Annotated in this window: 25 protein-coding genes and 1 pseudogene; 15 read left to right on the forward strand and 11 right to left on the reverse strand. The window is 64.7% G+C overall.

The window, feature by feature from the left end; all coding sequences use genetic code 11:
- Positions 1-44: 44 nt before the first annotated feature.
- Positions 45-542 (reverse strand): annotated as a pseudogene (locus CHX26_RS13370) (methylated-DNA--[protein]-cysteine S-methyltransferase); the annotation flags it as partial.
- Positions 543-741: 199 nt separating this feature from the next.
- On the reverse strand, positions 742-1,410 hold the full coding sequence (locus tag CHX26_RS13375; protein WP_104942792.1) for a hypothetical protein: 669 nt from the start codon (positions 1,408-1,410) through the stop codon (positions 742-744).
- A gap of 85 nt (positions 1,411-1,495) precedes the next feature.
- On the opposite strand from CHX26_RS13375, the gene CHX26_RS13380 reads away from it, so the two are divergent.
- From CHX26_RS13380 to CHX26_RS13420, 9 genes are all read left to right on the forward strand, one after another.
- A complete protein-coding gene (locus CHX26_RS13380) occupies positions 1,496-3,088 on the forward strand; it encodes a S1 family peptidase (protein WP_233997164.1) in 1,593 nt (530 codons plus the stop codon).
- A 66-nt stretch (positions 3,089-3,154) separates the two neighbouring features.
- Positions 3,155-4,105, forward strand: coding sequence for a hypothetical protein (locus CHX26_RS13385; protein ID WP_146107741.1), 951 nt, complete (start codon positions 3,155-3,157; stop codon positions 4,103-4,105).
- Positions 4,106-4,315: 210 nt separating this feature from the next.
- Positions 4,316-4,870 (forward strand): F0F1 ATP synthase subunit delta, encoded by a 555-nt coding sequence (locus tag CHX26_RS13390; protein WP_104942794.1) that lies wholly within the window; start codon positions 4,316-4,318, stop codon positions 4,868-4,870.
- 11 nt (positions 4,871-4,881) lie between these two features.
- Positions 4,882-6,411, forward strand: a complete 1,530-nt coding sequence (atpA, locus tag CHX26_RS13395) for a F0F1 ATP synthase subunit alpha (RefSeq protein WP_104942795.1) — start codon at positions 4,882-4,884, stop codon at positions 6,409-6,411.
- Positions 6,412-6,423: 12 nt separating this feature from the next.
- A complete protein-coding gene (locus CHX26_RS13400; RefSeq protein WP_104942796.1) occupies positions 6,424-7,293 on the forward strand; it encodes a F0F1 ATP synthase subunit gamma in 870 nt (289 codons plus the stop codon).
- A gap of 21 nt (positions 7,294-7,314) precedes the next feature.
- A complete protein-coding gene (gene atpD, locus CHX26_RS13405) occupies positions 7,315-8,769 on the forward strand; it encodes a F0F1 ATP synthase subunit beta (protein WP_104942797.1) in 1,455 nt (484 codons plus the stop codon).
- 6 nt (positions 8,770-8,775) lie between these two features.
- On the forward strand, positions 8,776-9,033 hold the full coding sequence (locus CHX26_RS13410; RefSeq protein WP_104942798.1) for an ATP synthase F1 subunit epsilon: 258 nt from the start codon (positions 8,776-8,778) through the stop codon (positions 9,031-9,033).
- A 164-nt stretch (positions 9,034-9,197) separates the two neighbouring features.
- Positions 9,198-11,306: a prolyl oligopeptidase family serine peptidase gene (locus CHX26_RS13415; protein ID WP_335682305.1), complete on the forward strand. Its 2,109-nt coding sequence runs from the start codon at positions 9,198-9,200 to the stop codon at positions 11,304-11,306.
- Positions 11,307-11,551: 245 nt separating this feature from the next.
- Positions 11,552-11,797: a DUF1153 domain-containing protein gene (locus CHX26_RS13420; protein ID WP_104942799.1), complete on the forward strand. Its 246-nt coding sequence runs from the start codon at positions 11,552-11,554 to the stop codon at positions 11,795-11,797.
- Positions 11,798-11,864: 67 nt separating this feature from the next.
- Here the strand turns inward: CHX26_RS13420 and CHX26_RS13425 are convergent, their stop codons facing one another.
- The 3 genes from CHX26_RS13425 to glmU are packed head-to-tail and all read right to left on the reverse strand — an operon-like array spanning position 11,865 to position 14,207.
- Positions 11,865-12,140 carry an HNH endonuclease gene (locus CHX26_RS13425; protein ID WP_104942800.1) on the reverse strand — a complete coding sequence of 92 codons (276 nt, stop codon included), beginning with the start codon at positions 12,138-12,140 and terminating at the stop codon, positions 11,865-11,867.
- Positions 12,141-12,157: 17 nt separating this feature from the next.
- Complete coding sequence (locus tag CHX26_RS13430) at positions 12,158-12,829, reverse strand: hypothetical protein (RefSeq protein WP_146107742.1); 672 nt, start codon at positions 12,827-12,829, stop codon at positions 12,158-12,160.
- Positions 12,830-12,836: 7 nt separating this feature from the next.
- On the reverse strand, positions 12,837-14,207 hold the full coding sequence (gene glmU, locus CHX26_RS13435) for a bifunctional UDP-N-acetylglucosamine diphosphorylase/glucosamine-1-phosphate N-acetyltransferase GlmU (protein ID WP_104942802.1): 1,371 nt from the start codon (positions 14,205-14,207) through the stop codon (positions 12,837-12,839).
- A 75-nt stretch (positions 14,208-14,282) separates the two neighbouring features.
- Between glmU and CHX26_RS13440 the strand changes: the two genes are divergently transcribed.
- The 3 genes from CHX26_RS13440 (at position 14,283) to CHX26_RS13450 (ending at position 16,774) form a co-directional block, all read left to right on the forward strand.
- A complete protein-coding gene (locus tag CHX26_RS13440) occupies positions 14,283-14,978 on the forward strand; it encodes an HAD-IA family hydrolase (RefSeq protein WP_104942803.1) in 696 nt (231 codons plus the stop codon).
- 128 nt (positions 14,979-15,106) lie between these two features.
- Positions 15,107-16,036 carry an SDR family NAD(P)-dependent oxidoreductase gene (locus tag CHX26_RS13445; RefSeq protein ID WP_104942804.1) on the forward strand — a complete coding sequence of 310 codons (930 nt, stop codon included), beginning with the start codon at positions 15,107-15,109 and terminating at the stop codon, positions 16,034-16,036.
- Positions 16,037-16,132: 96 nt separating this feature from the next.
- Complete coding sequence (locus CHX26_RS13450; RefSeq protein ID WP_104942805.1) at positions 16,133-16,774, forward strand: DUF4328 domain-containing protein; 642 nt, start codon at positions 16,133-16,135, stop codon at positions 16,772-16,774.
- Positions 16,775-16,783: 9 nt separating this feature from the next.
- Here CHX26_RS13450 and CHX26_RS13455 read toward each other — a convergent pair whose 3' ends face one another.
- From CHX26_RS13455 to CHX26_RS13470, 4 genes are read right to left on the reverse strand one after another with little or no spacing between them, the layout of a single operon-like run.
- Positions 16,784-17,140, reverse strand: coding sequence for a DUF2794 domain-containing protein (locus CHX26_RS13455; protein ID WP_104942806.1), 357 nt, complete (start codon positions 17,138-17,140; stop codon positions 16,784-16,786).
- 6 nt (positions 17,141-17,146) lie between these two features.
- Positions 17,147-17,884 (reverse strand): serine O-acetyltransferase EpsC, encoded by a 738-nt coding sequence (gene epsC / locus CHX26_RS13460; protein ID WP_104942807.1) that lies wholly within the window; start codon positions 17,882-17,884, stop codon positions 17,147-17,149.
- 48 nt (positions 17,885-17,932) lie between these two features.
- Positions 17,933-18,583, reverse strand: a complete 651-nt coding sequence (locus tag CHX26_RS13465; RefSeq protein ID WP_104942808.1) for an HdaA/DnaA family protein — start codon at positions 18,581-18,583, stop codon at positions 17,933-17,935.
- A 13-nt stretch (positions 18,584-18,596) separates the two neighbouring features.
- Complete coding sequence (locus tag CHX26_RS13470) at positions 18,597-19,889, reverse strand: hypothetical protein (protein ID WP_104942809.1); 1,293 nt, start codon at positions 19,887-19,889, stop codon at positions 18,597-18,599.
- Between the two features lie 68 nt (positions 19,890-19,957).
- On the opposite strand from CHX26_RS13470, the gene purM reads away from it, so the two are divergent.
- The 3 genes from purM (at position 19,958) to CHX26_RS13485 (ending at position 23,310) form a co-directional block, all read left to right on the forward strand.
- Positions 19,958-21,055 (forward strand): phosphoribosylformylglycinamidine cyclo-ligase, encoded by a 1,098-nt coding sequence (purM, locus tag CHX26_RS13475; protein ID WP_104943441.1) that lies wholly within the window; start codon positions 19,958-19,960, stop codon positions 21,053-21,055.
- An 84-nt stretch (positions 21,056-21,139) separates the two neighbouring features.
- On the forward strand, positions 21,140-22,105 hold the full coding sequence (gene purN, locus CHX26_RS13480; RefSeq protein WP_104942810.1) for a phosphoribosylglycinamide formyltransferase: 966 nt from the start codon (positions 21,140-21,142) through the stop codon (positions 22,103-22,105).
- Complete coding sequence (locus CHX26_RS13485; RefSeq protein WP_104942811.1) at positions 22,105-23,310, forward strand: sulfotransferase family protein; 1,206 nt, start codon at positions 22,105-22,107, stop codon at positions 23,308-23,310. Before purN ends, CHX26_RS13485 begins: the two co-directional genes overlap by 1 nt.
- A 54-nt stretch (positions 23,311-23,364) precedes the next feature.
- Here CHX26_RS13485 and ndk read toward each other — a convergent pair whose 3' ends face one another.
- Positions 23,365-23,787, reverse strand: a complete 423-nt coding sequence (gene ndk / locus CHX26_RS13490) for a nucleoside-diphosphate kinase (RefSeq protein WP_104942812.1) — start codon at positions 23,785-23,787, stop codon at positions 23,365-23,367.
- 129 nt (positions 23,788-23,916) lie between these two features.
- A complete protein-coding gene (locus CHX26_RS13495) occupies positions 23,917-24,423 on the reverse strand; it encodes a hypothetical protein (RefSeq protein ID WP_104942813.1) in 507 nt (168 codons plus the stop codon).
- Between the last annotated feature and the right edge of the window lie 12 nt (positions 24,424-24,435).

The following is a 24,435-nucleotide window of genomic DNA, read 5'->3' on the forward strand; positions in this document are numbered from 1 at the left end:
TTGACCCCGGAAGACGATGGGGTTGGGAATGGAGCTGCCAGTACTCAAAGCAACCCGCCCGCGGCAACCCCCTCCCGCCGCAGCAACTCCGCCTTGATTGCCAGCCCATAGGCATAGCCCCCCAGCGAGCCGTCGGCGGCGATCACCCGGTGGCAGGGGATCAGCACCGCGACGTGGTTCGCCCCGTTCGCCCCGCCCACCGCGCGGCTCGCCTTGGGGTTGCCCAGCGCGGCGGCGAGTTCGCCGTAGCTGCGGGTTTCCCCATGCGGGATGCGGCGCAGTTCTTCCCAGACCCTCTGCTGGAAGGCGGTGCCGTGGACGTCGAGCGGGATTGCGGCGCTGCCGGGACCGGGCTGTTCGACCGCCGCCAGCACCTTCGCGAACAGATCACGGAAGGCCTCGCCCGCCGCGCGCAGTTCCGCCTTCGGGAACCGCGCCCGCAATTCCGCCTCGCCCTCTCCGAAGGCAAGGCAGCACACCCCCTTGTCGGTCGTCGCCACCAGCATCGGCCCGAGCGTCGTTGCCAGCACTGCCCAATGGATGCGCTTGGCTGTGCTACTGCTGTTCGCTCGTTTCATGGCTCACCTGCCTTTCGCTGCGGCCTGCAATTCCGATCGCTCCAGCGTGGCGCCAGACCCGTGCTTGCCCCCTTCCAGATCCCTGCCTGACCCCTGTCAGCCCTGCCTTGACCGGGCCTTGCGCGGCCTGTTTCACGTGGAACAATCGGTTCTGCGCAGGCCTTCAGGGAACCAGCGCCAGGCTGGCGGCAATCGCCCGACTGCGCGCCTTCAACGTGTCGTCAGGCACCTCGCGCTTGGCATCGGCATAGGCGTGAACGGCGAAAACCTGCCCTTCGACCAGCGTCATGCAGGTGGCAAAGTTCATGACCTGGCTCAGCTCGCCGACGGAAACCTGAGCGCTGCCAAGGATATAGGCGCAGTCAGCATCGAAGCCTGCGCTGCGAGCGGCAGCCTCGCCGAGCTTCAGCGAATCGCCGGTTCCCGCCGAAAGATCCTTGCGCGCCTGATCCAATCCCGATTCAAACAGCTGTCCGCCCAATTCGTTTTCGAGCGTACGCGCCATCAGCGGGACGAAGATTGCCTTCGTCACGTTCACCGGCTTCGCCTTGCGCATTGATTTTATGAGAGAATAATCCTCGTACACCGCATCGCAACGCTGGATCGAGGCGTGGGTGAAATTGATCGTGTCGAAATCGGCATAGGCTTCTGCAAGAGCAAGGTCGGCGCCTTCCGGCAGGCAGTAGCCTTCCGGCACAGCGAATGTGAAAGCCTTGTCCGCGATCTTGAAGGTTGCCCCGACGCCCTCCTGCAACTGCGCCTGTTTCTGTGCCTGAGCAGGGCCGGACAGGGCCAGAACGCCAGTCGCTGCGAAGAGAAGCCATTTCGTCATTGCCGTCGATCCAGCCTTGCGTTGTTGATGTGATGCCCTGCCAATGCCATTGATCACATTGCGTTTCAATCGAGGCCTTTATCGCATGACGCCGACCGCCGAGATCATGAGCAAGGTGCGCCAAAGGGCAGCCGCAGTGCTGCTTTGGGTGATGCTGGCATTCGCTCTGGCAATACCCGCTTCCGCCGATCCCGGCGATGTCGATGCGGCAGCGCGCGGAGTGGTGCGGGTGGTAATCATCGGCAGCGAGGACGGCCAGCCCGTCCCCGTCTCGCACGGCACCGGCTTCGCGGTCTCGCCCACCCGCATCGTCACCAATGCCCATGTGGTGCGCGAAGTGCTGCAGGACGATACGCTGCGGATCGGGATCGTTCCGCCAGAGGGCGCAGGCGGCGCTTTCGGGCGGGTGGTGGCGGTCAGCCCGCGCAATGATCTGGCCCTGCTGGAGATCGCCAAGGGCGCCCTGCGCCTGCCGCCACTTGCATTGGCGGGTGGCCCGGGAGCAAACCTCGGCGAGGTGGCCGCGGTCGGCTATCCCATGAATGTCGATCTGGCGCAGGGGCTCGATCTCAGCGACATCTTCCGCGCCCAGCCACCGGTCAAATCGCGCGGCTTCCTGTCGGGCGAGCGCCCGTCGCGCCAGTTCGACACTATCCTCCACACAGCCCCCATCGCGCGCGGCAATTCGGGTGGGCCGCTGCTTGATCCCTGCGGACGGGTGATCGGGGTCAATTCCTTCAGCGCGGATTCGAACAGCGGCGAGGCGGAGTTCTACTTCGCGGTATCCTTGCGCGAATTGCTGCCCTTCCTGCGCACCAACGGGGTCGAACCGGTGGTCAACACCCTGCCCTGTCGCTCGATCGACGAATTGAATGCGGACGAGCGTCAGCGGCTCGAAGCCGAACAGTCGCAGGCCCGTGCATTGCTGGCCGAGCGTGCGGAAACCTTGCGCGAGACGCGCGAACGGGCGCGGATTGCGGCGCAGATGGACGTACTGGCCGAGCGCGAGAACCGCATGGCTTTGGCCCTGATCGCGCTACTGACAGCGACGGCGGCAGGCTATTGCGCCTTTGCGTGGCGCGGGATGGAGGCGCGCCGCACCCATGGTCGGATTGCAGCGGCGGCCTCGGCAGCGGCGGTGGTGACGGCTGTGCTGCTGTGGATCACCCGGCCTGGTCTTGCCGAAATCGAAGACCGGGTCGCCGCTGCCATCGCCGAGGTCGAGGGAAGTAACAAGCCTGCCCCCGCCGCCGGATCAGAAGCAGCAGAAGGCGCGCTCATCTGCACATTGGTACCGGAACGCAGCCGCGTGACCTCGGCCCGCACCGACGATGTGGCCTTCGATTGGTCTGCCGATGGCTGCGTCAACGACCGCACGCAATATGGCCTCGGGCCGGCAGGAGAATGGCAGCGAGTCTTCGCTGCGCAGGAGGATGCCGCGGTCGCGGTCAACACCTTTGAACCGGCCACTCGCACCCTTCGCACTGATCGATATCTGTTGGGTCAGGAAGCGCTTGCGGCAGCCCGCGAGGCTCGCGCGGCCTACACCCCGCCGTCCTGCGGCGTCAGCGACGCGGCGCGCACGCTGGGGGAACAGCAATCCGCCCTTATCGCCGCTCTGCCCGCACGGCCCAATGAGAGACTGGTCTACAGCTGCAAGGCCAAAGGCGGCAGTTAAGCATCTGTTCAAGTTGCAAAAACGAGGATCAGTTCACACGGGAGACAAACCTAGAGGAGAGGCGATGTGGGACGTTTCTTTGTTGCGGGCCTGACAGCCCTGGGTGTGATCGGATTTTCAACCTCGCTAGCGGCTCAGGAAACGCCCTGGCCATTGACCGAAGATGATCCCATCGAAGTTCAGGGCGACCGCCCGCTTTCGCGCGACGAGATCGTGCGCGGTCAGCGCCAGCTGTTTGGCGGTGACCTGCCCTATGACACCGCGCCGCGCTTCCATGATCCGGTCTGTATCGCTGTTGTCGGGCTTTACGGACAGCAGAACGAAATGGTCGCTGAACGCATACGCCGGAATATCCGCGAGGCCGGCGTCGCGTTGGCAGAGCCCGATTGCAAGCCGAACGCACTGGTCTCGGCCAACCGCAAGCCACGCAAGGTTATCGACGCCCTGCGCAAACGCGATCCGCAACTGTTCAACCCCGACAGCGATCGCGCCATCGCCAGGCAGCTTGCCGCCGACAAGCCCGCAATCGTGTGGGGCGAAACCGTGCTGCGCACAAATGACGGCATTCTGCTCGGCAATCGCTCAACCGCCAATACCAACCCGGCCTTCGCCGTTCCGGTCTTTTTCGGTACCAACCCCTCGCGTCATCGCGCCAACCTCTATCAGGCAAAGATGAACGCGATCGTGTTTCTCGATCTTGCGCAGCTGGAAGACATGCACGTCACCCAGCTGGCCGATTACGCAACCCTGCACCTGCTCGGCAATCCGCGCGATCCGGCCGACTATGAAGCTGCTGGGGTGCCAACCATTCTAAGCCTGTTTGCCGATGGCCCGCGCAAGGCTCCGCTGGAGATGACTTCGCTCGATCGGGCCTATCTGCGCGGCCTTTATCAGCTGCGCCGCACAGACTTGGCCTGGAATCTGACCGCCAGCGTTCTGCGGTCCTACACGGGGCCTGCCGTGTTCGAGGACAGCGGCGCACCTACCACCACAAGCAGCCCGACCAGCCCGTCCTGACCGGCGTCTAGAGGTTCAGTCCGCACAAGCGAGGCGCACCATCGCTGGGGCGCCTCGCTTCGCACCTGCACAATTACCGCCCCTCGTGGCTTGCAGGAACCGGAATCAATTGCTAGGCGCGCGCCAACTTTGGGGGGCACCCGCTTGCGTGCCCCGTTTCCAAGGCCCAAGCATTACCCTTCTCATGCTTCGCAAGAGGATTGCACGCGCGTGGATATATCCGCCGGTATCAAGGCTAGCCTGGCTGGACGCTATGCCTCGGCCCTGTTCGATCTCGCCGCTGAAAACGGCAAGGTGACAGCGGTCGAAAAGGATCTCGAAACGCTGGGCGCTGCCCTCGCCGAATCGGGTGATCTGGCGGCGCTGACCACCAATCCCGAACTCGCCCGCGCCGCTCAGGGCGCCGCGATGGCGGCGGTGGCGAAGAAGCTGAAGCTCAGCCCGCTGACCACAAATTTCCTCGGCGTGCTTGCGGCAAACCGCCGCTTGGCGAAGCTGCCCGCGATCATCAGCGCGTTCAAGGCGATTGCCGCTGCCCAGCGCGGCGAAGTGACCGCCACCGTCACCAGCGCCCACCCGCTGTCGGCCGATCAGCTTGCCAGCCTCAAGACCAAGCTGACCGCGCGCGAAGGGCGCACCGTCATGCTCTCCGCCGCGGTCGATCCCGACCTCCTCGGCGGCCTCGTCGTCACCATCGGTTCGCAGCGCATTGATGCCTCGATCCGCACCCGTCTCAACTCGCTCGCCAAGGCCATGCAGGCTTAAAGGACTGAACAATGGAAATCCGCGCCGCAGAAATCTCGAAGGTCATCAAGGACCAGATCGCCAATTTCGGCACCGAGGCCGAAGTCAGCGAAACCGGCACCGTGCTGTCGGTGGGTGACGGGATCGCCCGCATCCACGGCCTCGACAAGGTCCAGGCCGGCGAGATGGTGGAATTCTCGAACGGGGTGCAGGGCATGGCCCTCAACCTCGAAGCCGACAACGTCGGCGTCGTGATCTTCGGCTCGGACAGCGAGATCAAGGAAGGCGATGTCGTCAAGCGCACCGGCACCATCGTCGACGTGCCGGTCGGCAAGGGCCTGCTCGGCCGCGTGGTCGACGCGCTCGGCAACCCGATCGACGGCAAGGGCCCGATTGTGGCCGAAAAGCGCAGCCGCGTCGAAGTGAAGGCGCCGGGCATCATCCCGCGCGAATCCGTGTCGGAGCCCGTCCAGACCGGCCTCAAGGCGATTGACGCGCTCGTCCCCGTCGGCCGCGGTCAGCGCGAGCTGATCATCGGTGACCGTCAGACCGGCAAGACCGCCGTCGCCATCGACACCTTCATCAACCAGAAGGAAGCCAATCAGGGCGACGACGAGAAGAAGAAGCTCTACTGCGTCTATGTCGCGGTCGGCCAGAAGCGTTCGACCGTGGCGCAGATCGTAAAGCAGCTCGAAGAAAACGGCGCGATGGAATATTCGATCGTCGTCGCCGCGACCGCTTCGGAGCCCGCGCCGCTCCAGTACCTTGCGCCCTACACCGGCTGCGCAATGGGCGAGTTCTTCCGCGATAACGGCATGCACGCCGTGATCGTGTACGACGACCTTTCCAAGCAGGCTGTCGCTTACCGCCAGATGTCGCTGCTGCTGCGCCGCCCGCCGGGCCGCGAAGCTTACCCGGGCGACGTGTTCTACCTTCACAGCCGCCTGCTTGAGCGCGCCGCGAAGATGAACGAGGAAAACGGCCACGGCTCGCTCACCGCGCTGCCGATCATCGAGACCCAGGCGGGTGACGTGTCGGCCTACATTCCGACCAACGTGATCTCGATCACCGACGGCCAGATCTTCCTTGAAACAGGCCTGTTCTATCAGGGCATCCGCCCCGCCATTAACGTCGGCCTGTCGGTGTCGCGTGTGGGCGGTGCCGCCCAGACCAAGGCGATGAAGAAGGTTTCGGGCTCGATGAAGCTCGACCTTGCGCAGTACCGCGAAATGGCGGCCTTCGCGCAGTTCGGCTCGGACCTCGACGCCGCGACGCAGAAGCTGCTGAACCGCGGTGCGCGCCTCACGGAGCTGCTCAAGCAGAAGCAGTTCTCGCCGATGCCGTTCGAAGAGCAGACCGTGTCGATCTACGCGGGCACCAACGGCTTCCTCGATGCGATCCCGGTGAACCGCGTGAACGAATACGAAGCGCAGATGCTCGACTACATGCGCCGCGAACACGGCGACGTGCTAGCCGAAATCCGCACCTCGAAGAAGTTCGAAGGCGAAGTCGCGGACAAGACCAAGGCCGCGCTCGAAGCTTTCGGCAAGCAGTTCGCGTAAGGACGCCCTGACGTGCCCTCACTCAAGGAACTCAAGGGCCGGATCAACTCGGTCAAGTCGACCCAGAAGATCACCAAGGCCAAGCAGATGGTCGCGGCGGCCAAGCTGCGCCGTGCCCAGGCTGCGGCCGAGGCCGGGCGGCCCTATGCCACGCGCCTCAGCGCGGTGATGGCCTCGCTGGCGAGCAAGGTGTCGGGTTCCGCCGCGCCCAAGCTGCTGGCGGGCACCGGCGCGGATCAGAAGCACCTCCTCGTCGTGGTTAACACTGACAAGGGCCTGTGCGGCGGTCTCAACTCCAACCTCGTCAAGGCTGCCAAGGCCAAGGCGCGCGAGCTGCAAGCCGCTGGCAAGACAGTCGAATTTTACCTCGTCGGCAAAAAGGGCCGCGCGCCGCTCAAGCGCGAGTTCCCCTCGGCTGTCGGCGCGGGCTTCGACACCAGCACGGTCAAGACCCCCGGCTTCCCCGAGGCCGAAGCCATCGCCAATGAGCTGATCGCCATGTTCGACGCGGGCCAGTTCGATGTCGCGCACCTGATCTACCCGACCTTCAAGTCGGCGCTGGCGCAGGATCCGACGGTGAACCAGCTGATCCCCGTCCCCGCCCCGACCGATGCGGTCGTCGCGGACGCCGTGGTGCAATACGAGCCGGGCGAGGAGGAAATCCTCGAAGAACTGCTGCCGCGCTACGTGCGCACCCAGCTGTTCGGCGCGCTGCTTGAACGCGAGGCTTCCGAGCAGGGCGCGTCGATGACCGCGATGGACAACGCCACGCGCAACGCGGGCGAGCTGATCCAGAAGCTCACCATCCAGTACAACCGCAGCCGTCAGGCCGCGATCACCACCGAACTCATCGAAATCATTGCTGGCGCGGAAGCGCTGTAATCGAAAGCCAAGGAAACAATCATGGCCACCGCCGCTCTCAACCAGACCACCAACGGCACGATTTCGCAGGTCATCGGCGCCGTCGTCGACGTGCAGTTCGAAGGCGAACTGCCGCCGATCCTCACCGCGCTCGAGACCCGCAACGGTGACAAGACGCTGGTGCTCGAAGTCGCCCAGCACCTTGGCGAGAACACCGTGCGCACCATCGCGATGGACGCGACCGAGGGCCTGACCCGCGGCAGCGAAGTCATCAACACCGGTGCGCAGATCAGCGTTCCCGTGGGGCCGAAGGTTCTCGGCCGCATCATGAACGTCGTCGGCGAAGCGATCGACGAGCGCGGCCCGATCGGTGCGGAATCGACCGCCCCGATCCATGCCGAAGCCCCGGCCTTCATCGACCAGTCGACCGAAGCGGCGATCCTTGTCACCGGTATCAAGGTGATCGACCTCCTCGCGCCTTACGCCAAGGGCGGCAAGATCGGGCTCTTTGGGGGCGCGGGCGTCGGCAAGACCGTGCTCATTCAGGAGCTCATCAACAACATCGCCAAGGGCCACGGCGGCGTGTCGGTGTTCGCCGGCGTGGGTGAGCGCACCCGTGAAGGGAACGACCTCTACCACGAATTCCTCGATGCCGGCGTGATCGCCAAGGACGCCGAGGGCAACGCGACCTCGGAAGGCTCCAAGGTGGCGCTCGTCTTCGGCCAGATGAACGAGCCCCCGGGCGCCCGCGCGCGCGTCGCGCTGTCGGGCCTGACCATGGCGGAGTATTTCCGCGACGTCGAAGGTCAGGACGTGCTGTTCTTCGTCGACAACATCTTCCGCTTCACCCAGGCTGGTTCGGAAGTGTCGGCGCTGCTCGGCCGCATTCCCTCGGCGGTGGGCTACCAGCCGACGCTCGCGACCGACATGGGCAAGCTGCAGGAGCGCATCACGTCGACCACCAAGGGCTCGATCACCTCGGTGCAGGCGATCTACGTTCCCGCGGACGACTTGACCGACCCGGCGCCCGCGACCTCCTTCGCGCACCTTGATGCGACGACCACCCTGTCGCGCGCGATCTCGGAGCTCGGCATCTACCCGGCGGTCGACCCGCTCGACTCGACCTCGCGTGTGCTTGAGCCCCGCGTCGTGGGTCAGGAGCACTACGACACCGCCCGCCGCGTTCAGGCGATCCTGCAGAAGTACAAGAGCCTGCAGGACATCATCGCCATTCTCGGGATGGACGAGCTTTCGGAAGAGGACAAGCTGACCGTCGCCCGCGCACGCAAGATCCAGAAGTTCCTCTCGCAGCCGTTCCACGTCGCGGAAGTCTTCACCAACATCCCGGGCGTGTTCGTGCAGCTCGAAGACACGGTGAAGAGCTTCAAGGCGGTGGTCGACGGCGAATATGACCACCTGCCCGAAAGCGCCTTCTACATGGTCGGCGGGATCGATCAGGCGGTCGAAAAGGCCAAGAAGATGGCCGAAGAGGCATAAGGCACCATGCCCCTCCACTTCGAACTCGTCACCCCGGCCAAGCTCGTCCGTTCGGAAGACGTCCACATGGTGGTCGTCCCCGGCGCTGAGGGTGAATTCGGCGTGCTGGAGGGCCATGCGCCCTTCATGAGCACCATCCGCGACGGGGCGGTGCAGGTCTTTGCTTCGGCCAATGCCGCGCCTGAAATCATTCAGGTGCGCGGCGGCTTTGCCGAAGTGAACGAGAAGGGCCTCACTGTTCTGGCGGAGCACGTCGAGGGGTAACTCCCGCGTCAATCAACGAACGACCAATAGGGGCGGGCCAATGGCTCGCCCTTTTTGCGTCTATCCCCTTCCCTTTCCATCGCTTGCTCGGCACAACAGCGCGCAGCATTTCCCTGAGGAGAGGACGCTTGAAACTTGTCTCCACTTTCGCACTGGCACTCGCAATGACGATGACCGCAGCCACTGGCGCAGCCGCTGAGGAAACCCCGGTGCCGGGCGTCCCCGGCCCCGAACAAGATCCTTATATCTGGCTGGAAGAAGCCCGCAGCCCCGAGGCACTTGCCTGGGTCGCCACGGAAAACGAACGCACCCTCGCCGCATTCGAAGCCGATCCGCGCTATGCGCAGTTGAAGGCCGAGGCGCTGGCGATCTTCGACAGCAACGACCGCATCCCCTTCGTCAGCTTCCGCCCGGATGGCCTCTATAACTTCTGGCAGGATAAGGCGAACCCCAAGGGCGTGCTGCGCCGCACAACCCTTGAAAGCTACCGCACTGACAAGCCGGAATGGGAGGTGATCCTCGACGTCGATGCGCTGGCAAAGGCAGAAGGCAAGGAATGGGTCTATCAGGGATCGACCTGCCTGCCGCCGATGCTGAACAAGTGCATGATCGCGCTCAGCGATGGCGGCGAGGATGCCACCATCATGCGCGAATTCGACACGACCACGAAGCAATTCGTCGAAGGCGGCTTCGTGCTCGATGCCAAGAGCCAGGGCGGCATTCAGTGGATCGATGCCGACACCTTGCTGGTCAATCGCAACTTTGGCGAAGGGACACTGACGGAAAGCGAGTATCCCTTCACCAGCCGCGTATGGAAGCGCGGCACCCCGATCGCGGATGCACCCGAAATCTTCCGGGGCGAGGCCAGCGACGTGTGGGCCGGCGCGAATCTGCTGCGCGACAACACCGGCACGATCCACGCCCGCACCGCCTTCCGCGGGGTCAGCTTCCATGAAAGCCTCAATTACGTCTGGAAGGACGGCGAGTGGCTCCAGCTCGATATCCCCAAGAAAGGCGGGCTTTACGGCATAGTCGATGGTCACCTGCTGATTTCGACCGATGAAGACTGGACTGTGGATGGCCAGACCTTCGCTGCCGACAGCCTGATCGCGGTCGATCTGGAAGAATGGAAGGCCGACCCCAACGGCGCGAAGAAGACGCTGGTCTGGGCGCCGGGAGAACGGCAGACCAAGCAGGGCGGCGCGGTGACCGCGAATGCGCTTTACGTGACGCTGCTCGACAATGTCGTGGGCAAGGTGCTCGAATTCAACTTCGCGAACGGCCAGTGGGTCAGCCGCGAAGTGCCGCTGCCGGACAATGCGACGCTCGGGATCGCCGCTTCCTCGAACGAGACCGACCAGATCATGTACACCGTGAGCGGGTTCCTTGAGCCGACCACGCTCTACTATACCGACGGCACGGCGGCACCCGAAGTTCTCAAGACCAGCCCGGCCTATTTCGACCCCGCCGGCATGGAGGTCGAACAGCACGAGGCGGTGAGCAAGGACGGGACGAAGATCCCCTATTTCATCGTCAAGCCCAAGGGCATGGTGCTGGATGGCACCACCGCGACGCTGCTGACCGGCTATGGCGGTTTCCAGGTGCCGCGCCTGCCGTCCTATCTCGGTTCCACCGGCAAGCTGTGGGTGGAAAAGGGCGGTGCCTATGTCCTCGCCAATATGCGTGGGGGCGGTGAGTTCGGGCCGATGTGGCACCAGACCGCAATTCGCGAGAACAAGCAGCGCACCTGGGACGATTTCATTGCAGTGGGCGAGGATCTGGTGAAGCGTGGTTTCACCAGCCCCAAGCACCTTGGCATTCAGGGCGGATCACAGGGGGGGCTGCTGGTCGGCACCTTCTTCACCCAGCGGCCCGACCTCTTGAACGCGGCGATCGTGCAGATCCCGTTGTTCGACATGCTGCGCTATCACCTGATCGGGCGCGGGGCTTCGTGGATCGGCGAATATGGCGATCCGCGCATTCCCGAACAGCGCGCCTGGATCGAAGGCTATTCGCCCTATCAGAAGATCGTCGAAGGCGTGGATTATCCCGCGCCCTTCCTGTGGGCTTCGACCGCGGATGATCGCACGCATCCGGCCCATGCGCGCAAGGGCGCCGCACGTCTCAAGGAGCTGGGGCAACCCTATTACTACTTCGAGGATACCACTGGTGGACATTCGGGCGGGGTCGACAATGACCAGCGCGCGAAACTGCAGGCGCTGCAGTTCATCTACCTGATGCAGCGGCTGATGGGTCCAGCCAAGGGCGCGTAAACACCGGTCCATCGAGCGATGGGAAGGGGGCGGTTTCCAGGCGGAAGCCGCCCCTTTTCGTTAGCTGCCCGAAAGCCAACGCAACTGCCTGTAAAACAAGCCGACACTTTGCGCTCCGCTCGTCGCAGACAATGCACGGCGCGTTTCATGACCAGCAAGTTAACCCTGTCCGGCAAGGTCTGGTTAGGCCTGCCCGTCAACACTCAGTCCATCGGGGGCGATGACACGCGACGAGGAGCTGACCAATGGCCTACCCCAGAACTGTTTCGATCGCCGATGCGATCAAGAGCTACTATGCCCTGCCACGGACGCATCGTGTCCACTGGGACAAGGCGAAGAAGGACGAAGTGGTGCGCGCCGTCCGCGACCGGGCGATCAGCTTCCACGAGGCGCGCGAACGTTATCTGCTGAGCCGCGCCGAATTCGAGCAATGGGAGGCCGATTATCTCGCCGATGGCGGCGACCAGACGCGGGTCGGGCAAGAAGCCTGAGGAGCATTTCCTGTTGCCGCATCACGTGACCCGGAAACCGCATTCCCACCTGTCGACGTGATGCGGGTTAGCGCGTCGGCGCGTCGAAATCGGCGGGCTTGTTCGCGATCCAGGCGACGAATTTGGCAATCGCGGGATGAGCGCGGATCGCCTGAACATCCTCGCCAATCCGCGCGAGCTCGTTGTTGGTGAAGTTCGCGTGGATCGTCTTGTGGCAAATCGGGTGAACCGGCACCTTCACCTTGCCCTTCTTGGCCTTGGGAACGGGGTGATGCCACTGGACGATATCGCCCAGCGGGCGGGCGCAGAGCCAGCAGGTGAGGGTTTCGACGTCCCGGTCCATAACCTTGTTCCCCCCGTCTACTTCCGCCCAACACGTGCACGCATCTTCTTCTTGCCGAGAAAGATGCGCAGGTTTTCGGCAAAGGCATCCTGAACGCTCGCGCGCGCAGCGGCATCATCGGTCTGCGCGCCGGTGTCGAATGCAGGAGCGCCAGTGCTTCCCGCATCGATGAAATCGAAGATGGTATCACCGGTCGGCCCGAATTCGCGGAAGACGAAAGCCGTCTGGATCTTCTTGCTGATTGCGGTGCGAAGCAGGGTTACGAAGACGACATGCAGCTCCGCATAGCAGGGGGCTGCCGAATCCCCGTATCGCGGCCCCTTGGCGATGCCCTTCTGGATCCAGTTGGCATAGGGCGAGACCTCGGGTGCCTCATGAAAGACGACGCGGTAGGCCTGAAATGCCGGGCTCTCCTCCAGCTTCATATCAGCGATCTTGCGCGCCTGGCTGTCAGGATCGACGGCAAGGCCGATGCGCTTGGCAACCTCGTCCATGGGAGTAAGTGTGAGATTGAGGACGGGGCCATTCAGCCACCCTCCCGAGCTGGCACCGTGGTAGACCGCGTAGAACTGCCGCGTCGGCCAGACATGCAATTCGCATAGCGCCTGCGCTGTTTGAGCCGCTGCGGGCACGGCCGACAAGCCCGCCGACAGTGCGAGCGCCACAAGCGCCTTGCAAACCCAACGCATCACCCCCTCACCCCTTCTTCTCCGCCGCCTTTTTCTTCTTCATCGTGTCGTGGAAGCGATCGGCCCAGCCCGGTTTCATCAGCTGCTCGGCGCGGACCATGCGCAGCTCTCCGGGGGCAACGTCTCGGCTGACAGTCGATCCGGCCGCCACAATCGCATCCGCGCCGATGGTAACGGGCGCAACCAGCGCGGAGTTGGAGCCGATGAAGGCGCGTTCACCGATGGTGGTACGGTACTTGAAATAGCCGTCGTAATTGCAGGTGATGGTCCCTGCTCCAATATTCGCGCCTGCGCCGATGGTGGCATCGCCGAGATAGGTGAGGTGGCTGGCCTTGGCGCCTGCATGCAGCACCGCGTTCTTCACCTCGACGAAGTTGCCGATGAAGCTGCCCTCCTCCAGCACCGTGCCGGGGCGCAGGCGGGCAAACGGCCCGACCTTCACGCCGCTCGCCAGCGAGGCGCCCTCGATGTGGCTGTTGGCGCGGATCAGGACGTTGTCGGCGACCTTTACGCCGGGGCCGAAGAAGACATTGGGCTCGATGGTGACATCACGGCCCACCATCGTGTCATGGGAGAAGAACACCGTGTCGGGCGCGATAAGGGTTGCGCCTTCGTCCATCGCCCGAAGGCGGCGGGCGGCCTGCCAGCGCGCCTCAGCCCCGGCGAGTTCGGCGCGGCTGTTGATCCCGGCCACTTCGTCGGGACTGTCGGCGACGATCACCGCGCAAGGACGACCATCGGCAATCGCGATGTTGACGATGTCGGGCAGGTAATACTCACCCTGCGCATTATCATTCCCGACCCGCGCCAGCAGCGCGAACAGATCCGCCGCGCGCGCCGCCAGCAGGCCTGAATTGCACAGATGGCACGCGCGCTCGCCCTCGTCCGCGTCCTTGTATTCGACCATCTTGAGGATCGTGCCCGCATCATCCGCAATCACCCGGCCATAGGCTAGCGGGTCTTCCGGCTCGAAGCCCAGCACCACCACGGCGGGCGCATCCGCGGCGTGCAGCCGTTCGAGCATGGCGCGCATCGTGCCCGCCTTCACGAAGGGCACATCGCCATAGAGCACCAGCACGTCGCCGCCGAACCCCGCCAGCGCAGCCTCGGCCTGCTGCACCGCATGGCCGGTGCCGAGCTGCGGCTCCTGCAGACAGGTGACCGCCCGCGCCCCCACCGCCGCCTCGATCTGTTCGCGCCCCGCGCCCACGACCACCGCAGTCCGCTCCGGCCCAAGCTCGGCGACGCTCGCCATCAGGTGTTCGAGCATCGGGTGGCCCGCTACCTTGTGGAGCACCTTGTGGGTGTCGCTCTTCATGCGGGTGCCCTTGCCCGCGGCAAGGATAATGGCGGCAAAGGGAGAGGTGGTGTCAGTCATGAAAGCCCCTGTAAGCAAACGCGCGCCTGCCAGCAAATGCTTGCGATTTGAAGAAGCATCGGCCACCCGCGCCGCATGACCATCATCCCCTTTGACGCGATCGGCTTCGACCTCGACGGCACCCTGCTTGATACTTTCCGCGATCTCGGCGCGGCGGTGAACCATGCGCTGGTGCTGGGCGGCTTTCAGGCGGTGTCGGTCGAGACGTCAAAAGACCTGATCGGTGGCGGCGCCAAGATCATGCTCGCCCGCGCGATCGAGGCGCAGGGCGGCGTCGACGAGGCGGAGTTCAAGCGGCTCTACAAGGCGATGCTGGCCTTCTACGAGCAGAACAACGCGGTTCACACCGTGCCCTATCCCGGCGCACGCAAAGTGCTGGCGGAGCTGGCCTCGCAGGGCGTCAGGATGGTGGTGGTCACCAACAAGTTCGAAGCCTTCGCCCGCTCGGTGCTGACCCAGCTCGATCTGATCGGTGCCTTCGAAACGGTGATCGGCGGCGACACCATGGGCAAAGGCGAAGACGGCCAGTTTCTCGCCAAGCCCCACCCCGCCCCCGTCCTCAAGGCGCGCGAGGTGACAGGAGCGGGACGTTTCGTGTTCATCGGCGATTCGACCTATGATGTGCGCGCAGCCAAGGCAGCAGGCGTACCGGTAATCGCGGCAGCCTATGGCTATTGCGATAAACCGCCGCACGATCTGGGCGCAGACGCGGTGATCGATTCGTTTGAGGGGCTGATTCCCGTATTGCACGCCCTCGCGCCCGCCACCTGACCCTACGGCACAGCCTCCTGTCAGTTCGGCTGTTGCAAGGGGCGCGCGAAAGTGCCACGCAGCGGCCCGCAATTCGGTTTACGCGGGCGTAAAGCACGCCCGTCTCACATCCACAGGAGAGAGACATCATGACCATCAGCTTCAAGGATAAGGTCGCCATCGTCACCGGCGCAGGCGGCGGGCTCGGCAAGGCCTATGCACTCGAACTCGCCCGGCGCGGCGCGAAGGTCGTCGTCAATGACCTCGGCGGTTCACGCGATGGCACCGGCACCTCGGACGCGGCGGCGCAGGTCGTGGCGGAAATCGAGGCGATGGGCGGCGAGGCGATGGCCAACGGCGCCAGCGTCACCGAATTCGAGCAGATGGAAAAGATGATCACCGACGCCAAGCAGAAGTGGGGCGGCGTGCATGTGCTGATCAACAATGCCGGCGTGCTGCGCGACAAGACCTTCGCCAAGATGGAGCCGGCCGACTTCGAATTCGTCGTCAAGGTGCACCTCACCGGTTCGGCCTTCGCCACCAAGGCCGCTTGGGAAACCATGCGCGAACAGGGCTATGGCCGCATCCTCATGACCGCGTCCTCGACCGGCCTGTTCGGGAACTTCGGCCAGGCGAACTATGGCGCGGCGAAGCTGGGTCTGGCGGGTCTGACCAAGACGCTGGCGCTGGAAGGCGCGAAGTACAACGTGCGCGTCAACACCCTCTCGCCGGTCGCGGGCACCCGCATGACCGAAGACCTCTTCCCTGAAGAAGCCTTCAAGCTGTTCGCGCCCGAGAACGTCGTGCCTGCTGCGCTGTTCCTCGTCAGTGAAGATGCACCCACCAACGCCATCGTTGGCGCGGGTGCGGGCGGCTATCACTCCTCGTGGACGGTGATGAACGATGCCGTGTGGCTGCCCGAAGGCGAGCGCACTCTCGAAGGCTTCGCCGCGCGCTGGGAGGAGATCAATTCCTTCACCAACCTCATCGCCCCGCAGTCGGGCAGCGAGCAATCGGCGAACATCCTCAAGGCGATGCAGAAGGTCACCGGCACCGGCCCGTCGAGCGCGCGCGGGTAAGCTTCAAGCCGCCAAAATCTCTTGAAATGCCAACGCCCTCGTGCACAAATGCGCGGGGGCGTTTGCTATTGTGCGGCGCCCGAACAGGGGTCGTTCATGGAGTCAGAGGGAATTGACGTCGGGATCGGCGTGTTACGTCAGCGCGAGCGGATTGCGGTTTTCGCGATGTATGCGGTGATGGCCATCTCGGCACTCACCGTAGTGTTCGAAGTGATGGAGATCGCCGGCATTGTCGATCTGGTGCAGGAACCGGACACCCCGATGGCGCTGGTCTACATAGGGGTGCTGCTGATCAACTTCGTGATCTATATCGGCGCTGTGATTGCAGTCGCCATGTGGATCCACCGTGGTCACCGCAATCTGCACGAGGCCGGGATACCCGACCTCAAATTCTCTCCCGGCTGGGCCGTCGGCTGGTACTTCGTGCCCATCGCTTTCCTGTTCATGCCGTTTCAGGCGATGCGCGAATTGTGGACCGTGAGCCATAACAGCTCTGACAGCTTCAGCGCGTCCGCGCCGGGCAATCTCGGCATGTGGTGGGCGTTCTGGATCATCGGCAACATCCTCGGCAACGTCAGCTTTCGCACAAGCGACATGGGCGACGGGAGTGTTGGGCTGATCACGGGTCTTGGATCGAGCGTCTGCACTATCGTTGCCGCATGGCTGCTGATGAAGATCATGCAGGAGATTACGGCAGCGCAAACAGACGGGATCGGCGTGGCGCAGGTTTTCGAATAGGCCCGCGGCTTAGTCCTCCACCGCCTTCAGCAGCCGCCGCTCCACCGGCGCGAGGACGTTCGCGAGGTCATGCCCGCGCTTCAGCACCTGTCCGTGTTCGCCGAAAAGCGTCCACATCCCCTGCTTGCCGCGCAGTGCCGGGCGTTTTTCCACCCGCGCCTGAGGGCGCTCGGCCGCGCGACGGAAGGCGGCGAAGGTCGCAGCCTGCCGGGTGAAGTCCATCGCGTAATCGCGCCATTCACCCGCCGCGACCATTCGCCCGTACAGATCGAGGATACGCATCAGTTCCGCGCGCTCGAAGCCAACCTGATCCGCAGCCCTGCCGGGAAAGGGAACAATCTGCCCGGCACTGCCCGTCTGCTGCATCCCGGATCAGTCCTTGGTGCCGCTTTTGCGGACCCGTACCGGCTGCGCCGGTGGCAGGCTGTCGCGCTCGGCCAGCAGCACCTTCATCGCCGCCATCTCCTCGCGCATGGCGGCGATTTCGGATTCGAGCTTTTCCACGCAGTCGCGGCGCGGGCGGCCATCCTCGTCGCAAGGGGGGTCATCGCAGGGCGTACCATAGGGGATGAATTCGCGAATCCAATCCTCTGCGGGAACCAGCGTGGAGCGGGCCTTGATCCCGATCATCGTCGCTCCGGCAGGCACGTCATCGGTGACAACCGCATTGGCGCCCACGCGCGCTCGCTCGCCCACGACAATTGGCCCGATGATTTGCGCGCCCGAACCGATGATGACATTGTCCTTGATCGTCGGGTGACGCTTGCCCCCCTTGCCATTCGCAGGGTTCGTGCCGCCGAGCGTGACGCATTGATAGATCGTGACATTGTCGCCGATCTCCGCCGTCTCGCCGATCACGGTGAAGCCGTGATCGATGAAGAAGTTCTTCCCGATGGTCGCGCCGGGATGAATGTCGATCGCCGTCAGCAATCGCGAGAAATGATTGACGAACCGTGCGAGGAAATAGAGCCGCGCCTCGAACAGCCAGTGAGCAATGCGGTGCAGGCCCAGCGCCAGCACGCCGGGATAGAGCAATATCTCCCAGCGCGAACGCGGCGCGGGGTCGCGGGCGCGCACTGAGTCTAGGTAAGAAATCAGCCGGTCAAACATCGCCCCTCACACTTCCCACCAAAGCCCTGCCAATGCAATCCGCACGGCCTATAGCAGGCGCTGCTGCTCCGGCCCGTGTAGAGCTTCGAGCGCTGCACGCCATACAGACATGGTGGCCGGGCTCTGGCGTTCAAGGGATATCCGATCAATCGCGGCCACCAACGCCTCGATCGCGGCAAAGCTGCGTGTCGTGCGCGGGACGAGATAATCCGTCGCCCCGTCGGGGAGGGAAAGCCCGCGCGCTTCGGCATGGGCGTGGATCAACTCGGCCGCCATGGCATCATCCGGCGCGCCAATCGCCAGTTGCAGCGAGCCGCCGATGCGCGAGGCAAGATCGGGCAAGTCGATCCGCCAGCCGTCATGGTCCTCGTCCGCATTGGCGATGAGCAGCAACGCACCGCCTTCGCGCGTCCCGCCCTGCTGGACGGCGTTCCAGCGATGGAAAAGCTCAGTCTCGACGCGCGTCTCGGCATCGTCGATGATCTCCACTGCCGCACCATGGAGCCCCTGCGCCCAGCGCCCCAGCAGGCTCTTGCCCGAACGCGGTGGCCCGCTCAGCACCGCTACGTGGAACGGCCAGCGTTCCGGGTGCTGCAACGCCTCGATCACCGCCGCATTGGCATCCCCCACGACAATGCGCTTCGCTCCGGCAGGGACACGCGCGGCCAGTGGCAGGGCGATCTGGGAGGGCGCGCTCATGCAGAAGGCGCCTTCAGCGGCTGATGGCGAGCGCGCTTGCTCCGCGCCGCACTGTGAACCCGCGCGCTTCGAGTGCGGCGGCGAGTTCTTCGAGCGATCCGGCAAAGCTTACGCTCATCACCGATGTGCCGCCGATCGCGGTGCTGGTAACGCCCACGCCGCGCACGCCGCCGGTGCCGCGCACTGCGCCCAGCGCCGCATCGAAGGCCCCGGCATCCGATGTGGCGAACTGTACGGTGATGCTGCGTACCGGCACCTCGCCTGGCTCCACCCCGGTCACTGGCTGCGCTTCGATCCGCGGCACGCCCAGCCCAGCGGCAGCGGCCGCTGCGGCGGCTTCGCGCTCCTTTGCGGCGCGTCCGATCTCGATCAGACGCTGGATCGCAGGGTCGATCTCACCCGCTGTGCCCATCCGCAACGTCGGATCGGGACGCAGCTTTCCCTCGGCAAGAGCGGCAGTGAAGATCGTGTCCATCCGCTCGACCGCCTGCGCAAGCATCACGGGGACACCTTCGGGATTGTCAGCCTTTAGCGTGAAGGTTTCGAGCGGCCGACTGTCCGGGCCATAACGCGCAGTGAAGGTGCCGCTCACCGGCCCGCCGGGGAACTGGTGATCGAGCCGCGCGAAGGCCATCAGCACATCGGTCGCGCCATATTGGTCAAGGGTCGAGCGCCACCATGCGCGGCTACGGCGGCCCGCCTGCCCGAAATTGACCAGCAGCGAATCGCCCCCTGCCCCGCTGAGGCGCACGTAATCGATGCGGCTGGTGCCGGGGTTGAATTCGGCCCAGGCGCGCTGCCATGGATTGCGCTGTTCGAAGGTGATGTAAGCACCGCCGCTTTCCATCACCGGGATCACCAGCAGCGGGGCAGAACGCGTCTGCTGCGCTGCGCCGCCGAGATAGGCACCGGCGCGCTGCCGGTCGAAGATCACGCCCAGCGTGGCGATATAGCGCCTGGGGCCGAGCTGTTCGCGCTCGATCACCACGGCCGAAACGAGACCTTCAAGCTGGCTGTCGGAGATCTTGGGGCCTTTCAGCTTCTCCCACGCCTTGCGCTGTGCCTCGCGCCAGCCAGTCAGTCGCGCGTCCTCGGCATTCTTGCCCGAAACATCGACGCTGATGCCCCTGACCTCGATATCGGCGCTGGCGGCTGTCGGCGCGATCCCGCGCTCGCCCGATACCTGCGCCACCAGCGCATAGCCACCGCCAAGCAGCGCCACCGCCAGCGCGGCTCCGCCAATCCAGCGCCGCAGGGGCTGGGAGGCTGCGGCACCGGGGCCGGAAAGGGAAAGCGATGCGCTCATGGGGAAACGCCACGTCCTTTGCCCAATGGCGACTGGAATTCCAAGCGGGAAAGGCTATGGCGGCGTGCATGACGATCAAGAACTCGCCCTACACCTATGCCGATGCCGGCGTTTCGATCGACGCGGGCAATGCCCTCGTAAAAGCCATCGCTCCGCTGGCCAAGGCAACCGCGCGCCCCGGAGCGACCAGCGATCTGGGCGGGTTCGGCGGGTTCTTCGACCCTAAGGCAGCCGGTTACACCGATCCCTTGCTGGTCGCGGCCAATGACGGGGTCGGCACCAAGCTCAAGCTCGCGATCGAACATGACCGGCATGACAGTGTCGGCATTGATCTGGTCGCGATGTGCGTCAATGATCTCATTGTGCAAGGCGCAGAACCGCTGTTCTTCCTCGACTATTTCGCCACCGGGAAGCTCGAGAACGGGGTCGCGGAACGGGTGATTGCGGGAATCGCCGAGGGCTGCAAGATCGCCGGATGTGCGCTGATCGGGGGCGAGACGGCCGAGATGCCGGGCATGTATGCGCCCGGAGACTATGACCTCGCGGGCTTCTGCGTCGGCGCGGTGGAACGCGGCGAGCAGCTCACGGGCGACAAGGTTGCGCCCGGCGACGTGCTGCTGGGCCTCGCGTCGAGCGGCGTCCACTCCAACGGCTATTCGCTGGTGCGCCGCCTGGCGGCAGACAAGGGCTGGAAGATGAACCGCCCCGCCCTGTTCGATCAGGAGCAACTGCTGATCGACGCGCTGATCGCCCCGACGCGCATTTACGTCGCGAGCCTCCTGCCGCTGATCCGCGCGGGGCTCATCAATGCGCTGGCTCACATCACCGGCGGCGGGCTGCTCGAGAACATCCCGCGCATCCTTCCGCAGGGCGCGCACGCCCATGTCGATGCCGATCTGTGGCTCCAGCCGCGCCTGATGGCCTTCCTGCAAGCGCAGGGCCACATCGAGCCCGAGGAAATGGCGCGCACCTTCAATTGCGGGGTCGGCATGGTGCTGGCGGTGAGCGAGGCGAATGTGGCCGAAGTCACCGCAAGGCTCGAAGCCGCAGGCGAGACCGTCGTCACCGTCGGCCGGATTGAAGCGGGCGGCAAGGGCTGCACCGTGCGCGGCAGTGTGGAGACGTGGTCCGCCAAGAGCGATTGGAGCGCGACGCACCTTGGCTGAAAAGGCCCTCCGTTCGTGTCGAGCGCAGTCGAGACACATGGCGCCCGGCCTCTCGACTTCGCTCGAGGCGAACGGGGGCTGGTTGTGACCGACAAAGCCCGCATCGCCGTCCTCATTTCCGGCGCGGGGACAAACATGGCCGCGCTGGTCTATGCCAGCCGGATTGCAGATTGCCCCTACGAGGTGGTGCTGGTTGCCGCGAACGATCCCGCCGCTCCCGGCCTCACGCTGGCCGAGGCGGAAGGCATCCCCACCTTCGCCCTGCCCCACAAGGGCCTCACCCGCGAGGCGCACGACTCCGCCATGGAAGCCGCCGTGCTCGAGGCGGGGGCGGAGTATATCGTTCTGGCCGGCTACATGCGGATCCTGTCCGAAGGCTTCGTGGAGCGCTGGACGGGTCGGATGCTCAATATCCACCCCTCGCTGCTGCCCAAATACAAGGGCCTCGACACCCATGCCCGCGCGATTGCCGCGGGGGACAGTCACGGCGGCACCAGTGTGCATCTGGTGACACCGGAACTCGACGCGGGCGAGGTGCTGGCGCAGATCGCGGTGCCGATCACGCCGCAAGAGACAGCGGAAAGCCTCGCCGAACGGGTAAAGCTGGCCGAACACCAGCTCTACCCGCGCGCCGTAGCCGATTACGTCAGCCGCTGGCGCAATCCCGGCTGGCTGCTCGCCCAGATCCGCACCCGCGCCCTCGCCCTGCCTGAAACCTGCGAGCAGGAAAGCTTCGGCTCGGCGGGATTCCGCGCTGGTGAGGGCAAGTCCGGCAAGTATTTCGCCTATTTCTCCGACCGCCCCCACGGCCACGAACGCATTGCGCTACTGGTCAAGACCAGCGGGATGGACGAGCTTCACGCCCTCGTCGAAGACCAGCCGGAGACGTACTTCAAACCCGCCTTCTACGGCGCAAGCGGTTGGGTCGGGATCGTGCTCGACAGGCCTGACCTCGATTGGGGCGCGGTCGATGCGTGGTTGCAGCGTAGCTGGCGCTCTGTTGCGCCCAAGCGGCTGACACGCTTCATGGACATTGCGGACGAGTTCTGATGCCCCCGCCGCGCGATCACCCTCTGGCCCGTGGGCCGCTGGCGACCCGTGCCAATGATTTCCTTGGGCGGGCGTGGGAGCGCGGCTGGCTGACCCCGCCCGATCTTGATCCCGAAGCACTGTGGACGCTCGCCGCCAGGCCCTATGGCGCGCGGGCCGAGGCGGCGGAGCATGGCGGGCGCTCGGAGGAAGACGTTGCCGATTTCCGCGAACGCCTCACCCGCCTGACCGCCAGCGTCGCAGCCGAGGCCGATCTCAACCCGCTGGGCCGGGCGATGGCCTGGGGGCAATTGTCGCGCGTGGTAAAGAACCGGCTGGCCTTCGGGGCGCTGTGGCTTGAGCGGCCTGAACTGCTCGACACCACCCTTGCAGCGCCGATCATCGTCATTGGCCACATGAGAAGCGGCACAACCAGGATCCACACGCTGCTGGCCGCCGACCCTGCCTTCTCGCATACCCGCTATTGCGATGCCTACCACCCCGTCCCCGCACGATTGGGACTGAACCGGGTCAAGGCGACGCTGGAGCTGACCCTGCTGGGCGCGCTCAATCCATGGATGCAATCAATCCACCCGATGACCCCGGTCGGCGTGGAGGAGGAACTGGCGTGGCTGTCAGCCGCGCTCCACCATTCGATCTACGAATCGCAGTGGCATGTCCCCGGCTTCAGCGCATGGAGCGAGGCGGCAGACCCCGCCCCCGTCTACCGCGAATTCGCCCGCATCCTGCGGACCGACGCCGCGCACCGTGGCGTGGCCGAGCGCCCCCGCGTGCTGAAAGTCCCCGCCTTTGCCGAGGATCTCGCCACACTCCTCGGCGCTTTCCCCGATGCCCGGCTGGTGCTGACCCGGCGCGATCACGATGCGGTGCTGCGCAGCGCAGTCAGTCTTGCGGCCAACCAGATGGCAATGCAGTCCGACGCCTGCGACCTCACCCGGATCGAGGCGCACTGGCGGCACAAGATCTCCTTGCGCGAAGCCCGCATGGCCGCCGCGCTGGATGGGTGGCAGGGGCCGGTCGCACGGCTCGATTTCGACGAGATCAACGCCGATTGGGAGGGCGCGATCGCCCGCTGCTATGCCTCCCTCGGCCTCGATCTGACTGCTGATGCGCTGCTGGCGATGCAGCGGGTGATGGCGGCCAGCGCAGACGGCCACCACCACGCCCACCGCGAACAATTGGCGCGGTTTGCTGGGGCTGGATAGCAAAAGGGCCGCCCCATCGGGACGGCCCTTTCAATCTCGCAAGGCGAAAAAGCCTTAGCCGACGATTTCTTCCGGCTTGAAAAAGAACGCGATTTCGATCGCGGCGTTTTCTTCCGAGTCCGAGCCGTGGACGGTGTTCTCGCCGATCGACAGGGCCAGTTCCTTGCGGATCGTGCCGGGCGCAGCGTCGGCCGGATTGGTCGCCCCCATCACTTCGCGGTTGCGGACGACGGCGTCTTCGCCTTCGAGCACCTGCACCACCACCGGCTCGCTCATCATGAATTCGACGAGTTCGCCGAAGAAGGGACGCTCCTTGTGCACCGCGTAGAAGCCTTCGGCCTGTTCGCGGGTCATGTGGATACGCTTGGAAGCGACGACGCGCAGGCCGGCGTCTTCCAGCATCTTGGTGACCGCGCCGGTCAGGTTGCGGCGGGTGGCATCGGGCTTGATGATCGAAAAGGTGCGGGTGACCGCCATGATATGCTCCTGTGAACGTCTTTTTATGGGAGGGGGATATTGGCCGCGCGCGTTAGATGCTGCGCTGCAAAATGGCAAGCGCCACGATGATGCGGGTCAAACGCCTCCGGGAGCAGCGGTAAGGCCGGCTCAGCCGCCGGTCTGCGTGCCGATGATGATCTGCCCGGTGGTCGGATCGCTGCCCGTCGCCGTGACCGACATCGACGATCCATCGCCCTTGCGCTCACCGCCCACCATCAGCGTGCCGTTGGTGTTCATTTCAAGCTGGATGTCGAACCCGGCCGCCTTGGCCTGTTCGCGGTAATGGGCAATCACCTTGTCGGCGGGCGCGTCGGCTTCGAAGGTGATCATCGTCCCCTGTCCGTCTGGCTGTTTGACGACGGTGTTGGTGACGACCTTCGATCCGGGAAACAGGTTGAAGCCTTCGGGCAGGATGACCGGCACATCAGCACCCGATCGCAAGGTCGCCTCGCCATCCTCGCCCTTGATGGTCATGCTGGTCTCGCCGGTATTCTTGTCGATGGTGTACTCGGCGTTCTGCCCATCCTCGGTGGTGAACTCGCCGGAGGTCTCGGAACCGCAGGCGGCAAGCAGCAGTGCTGCGGTGCCTGCCAGAAAAAGAGCAGTGGTGCGCATGGTAACTCCCCC

Origin of the sequence: Porphyrobacter sp. HT-58-2, assembly GCF_002952215.1 — a bacterium.
Taxonomy (GTDB): Bacteria; Pseudomonadota; Alphaproteobacteria; order Sphingomonadales; family Sphingomonadaceae; genus Erythrobacter.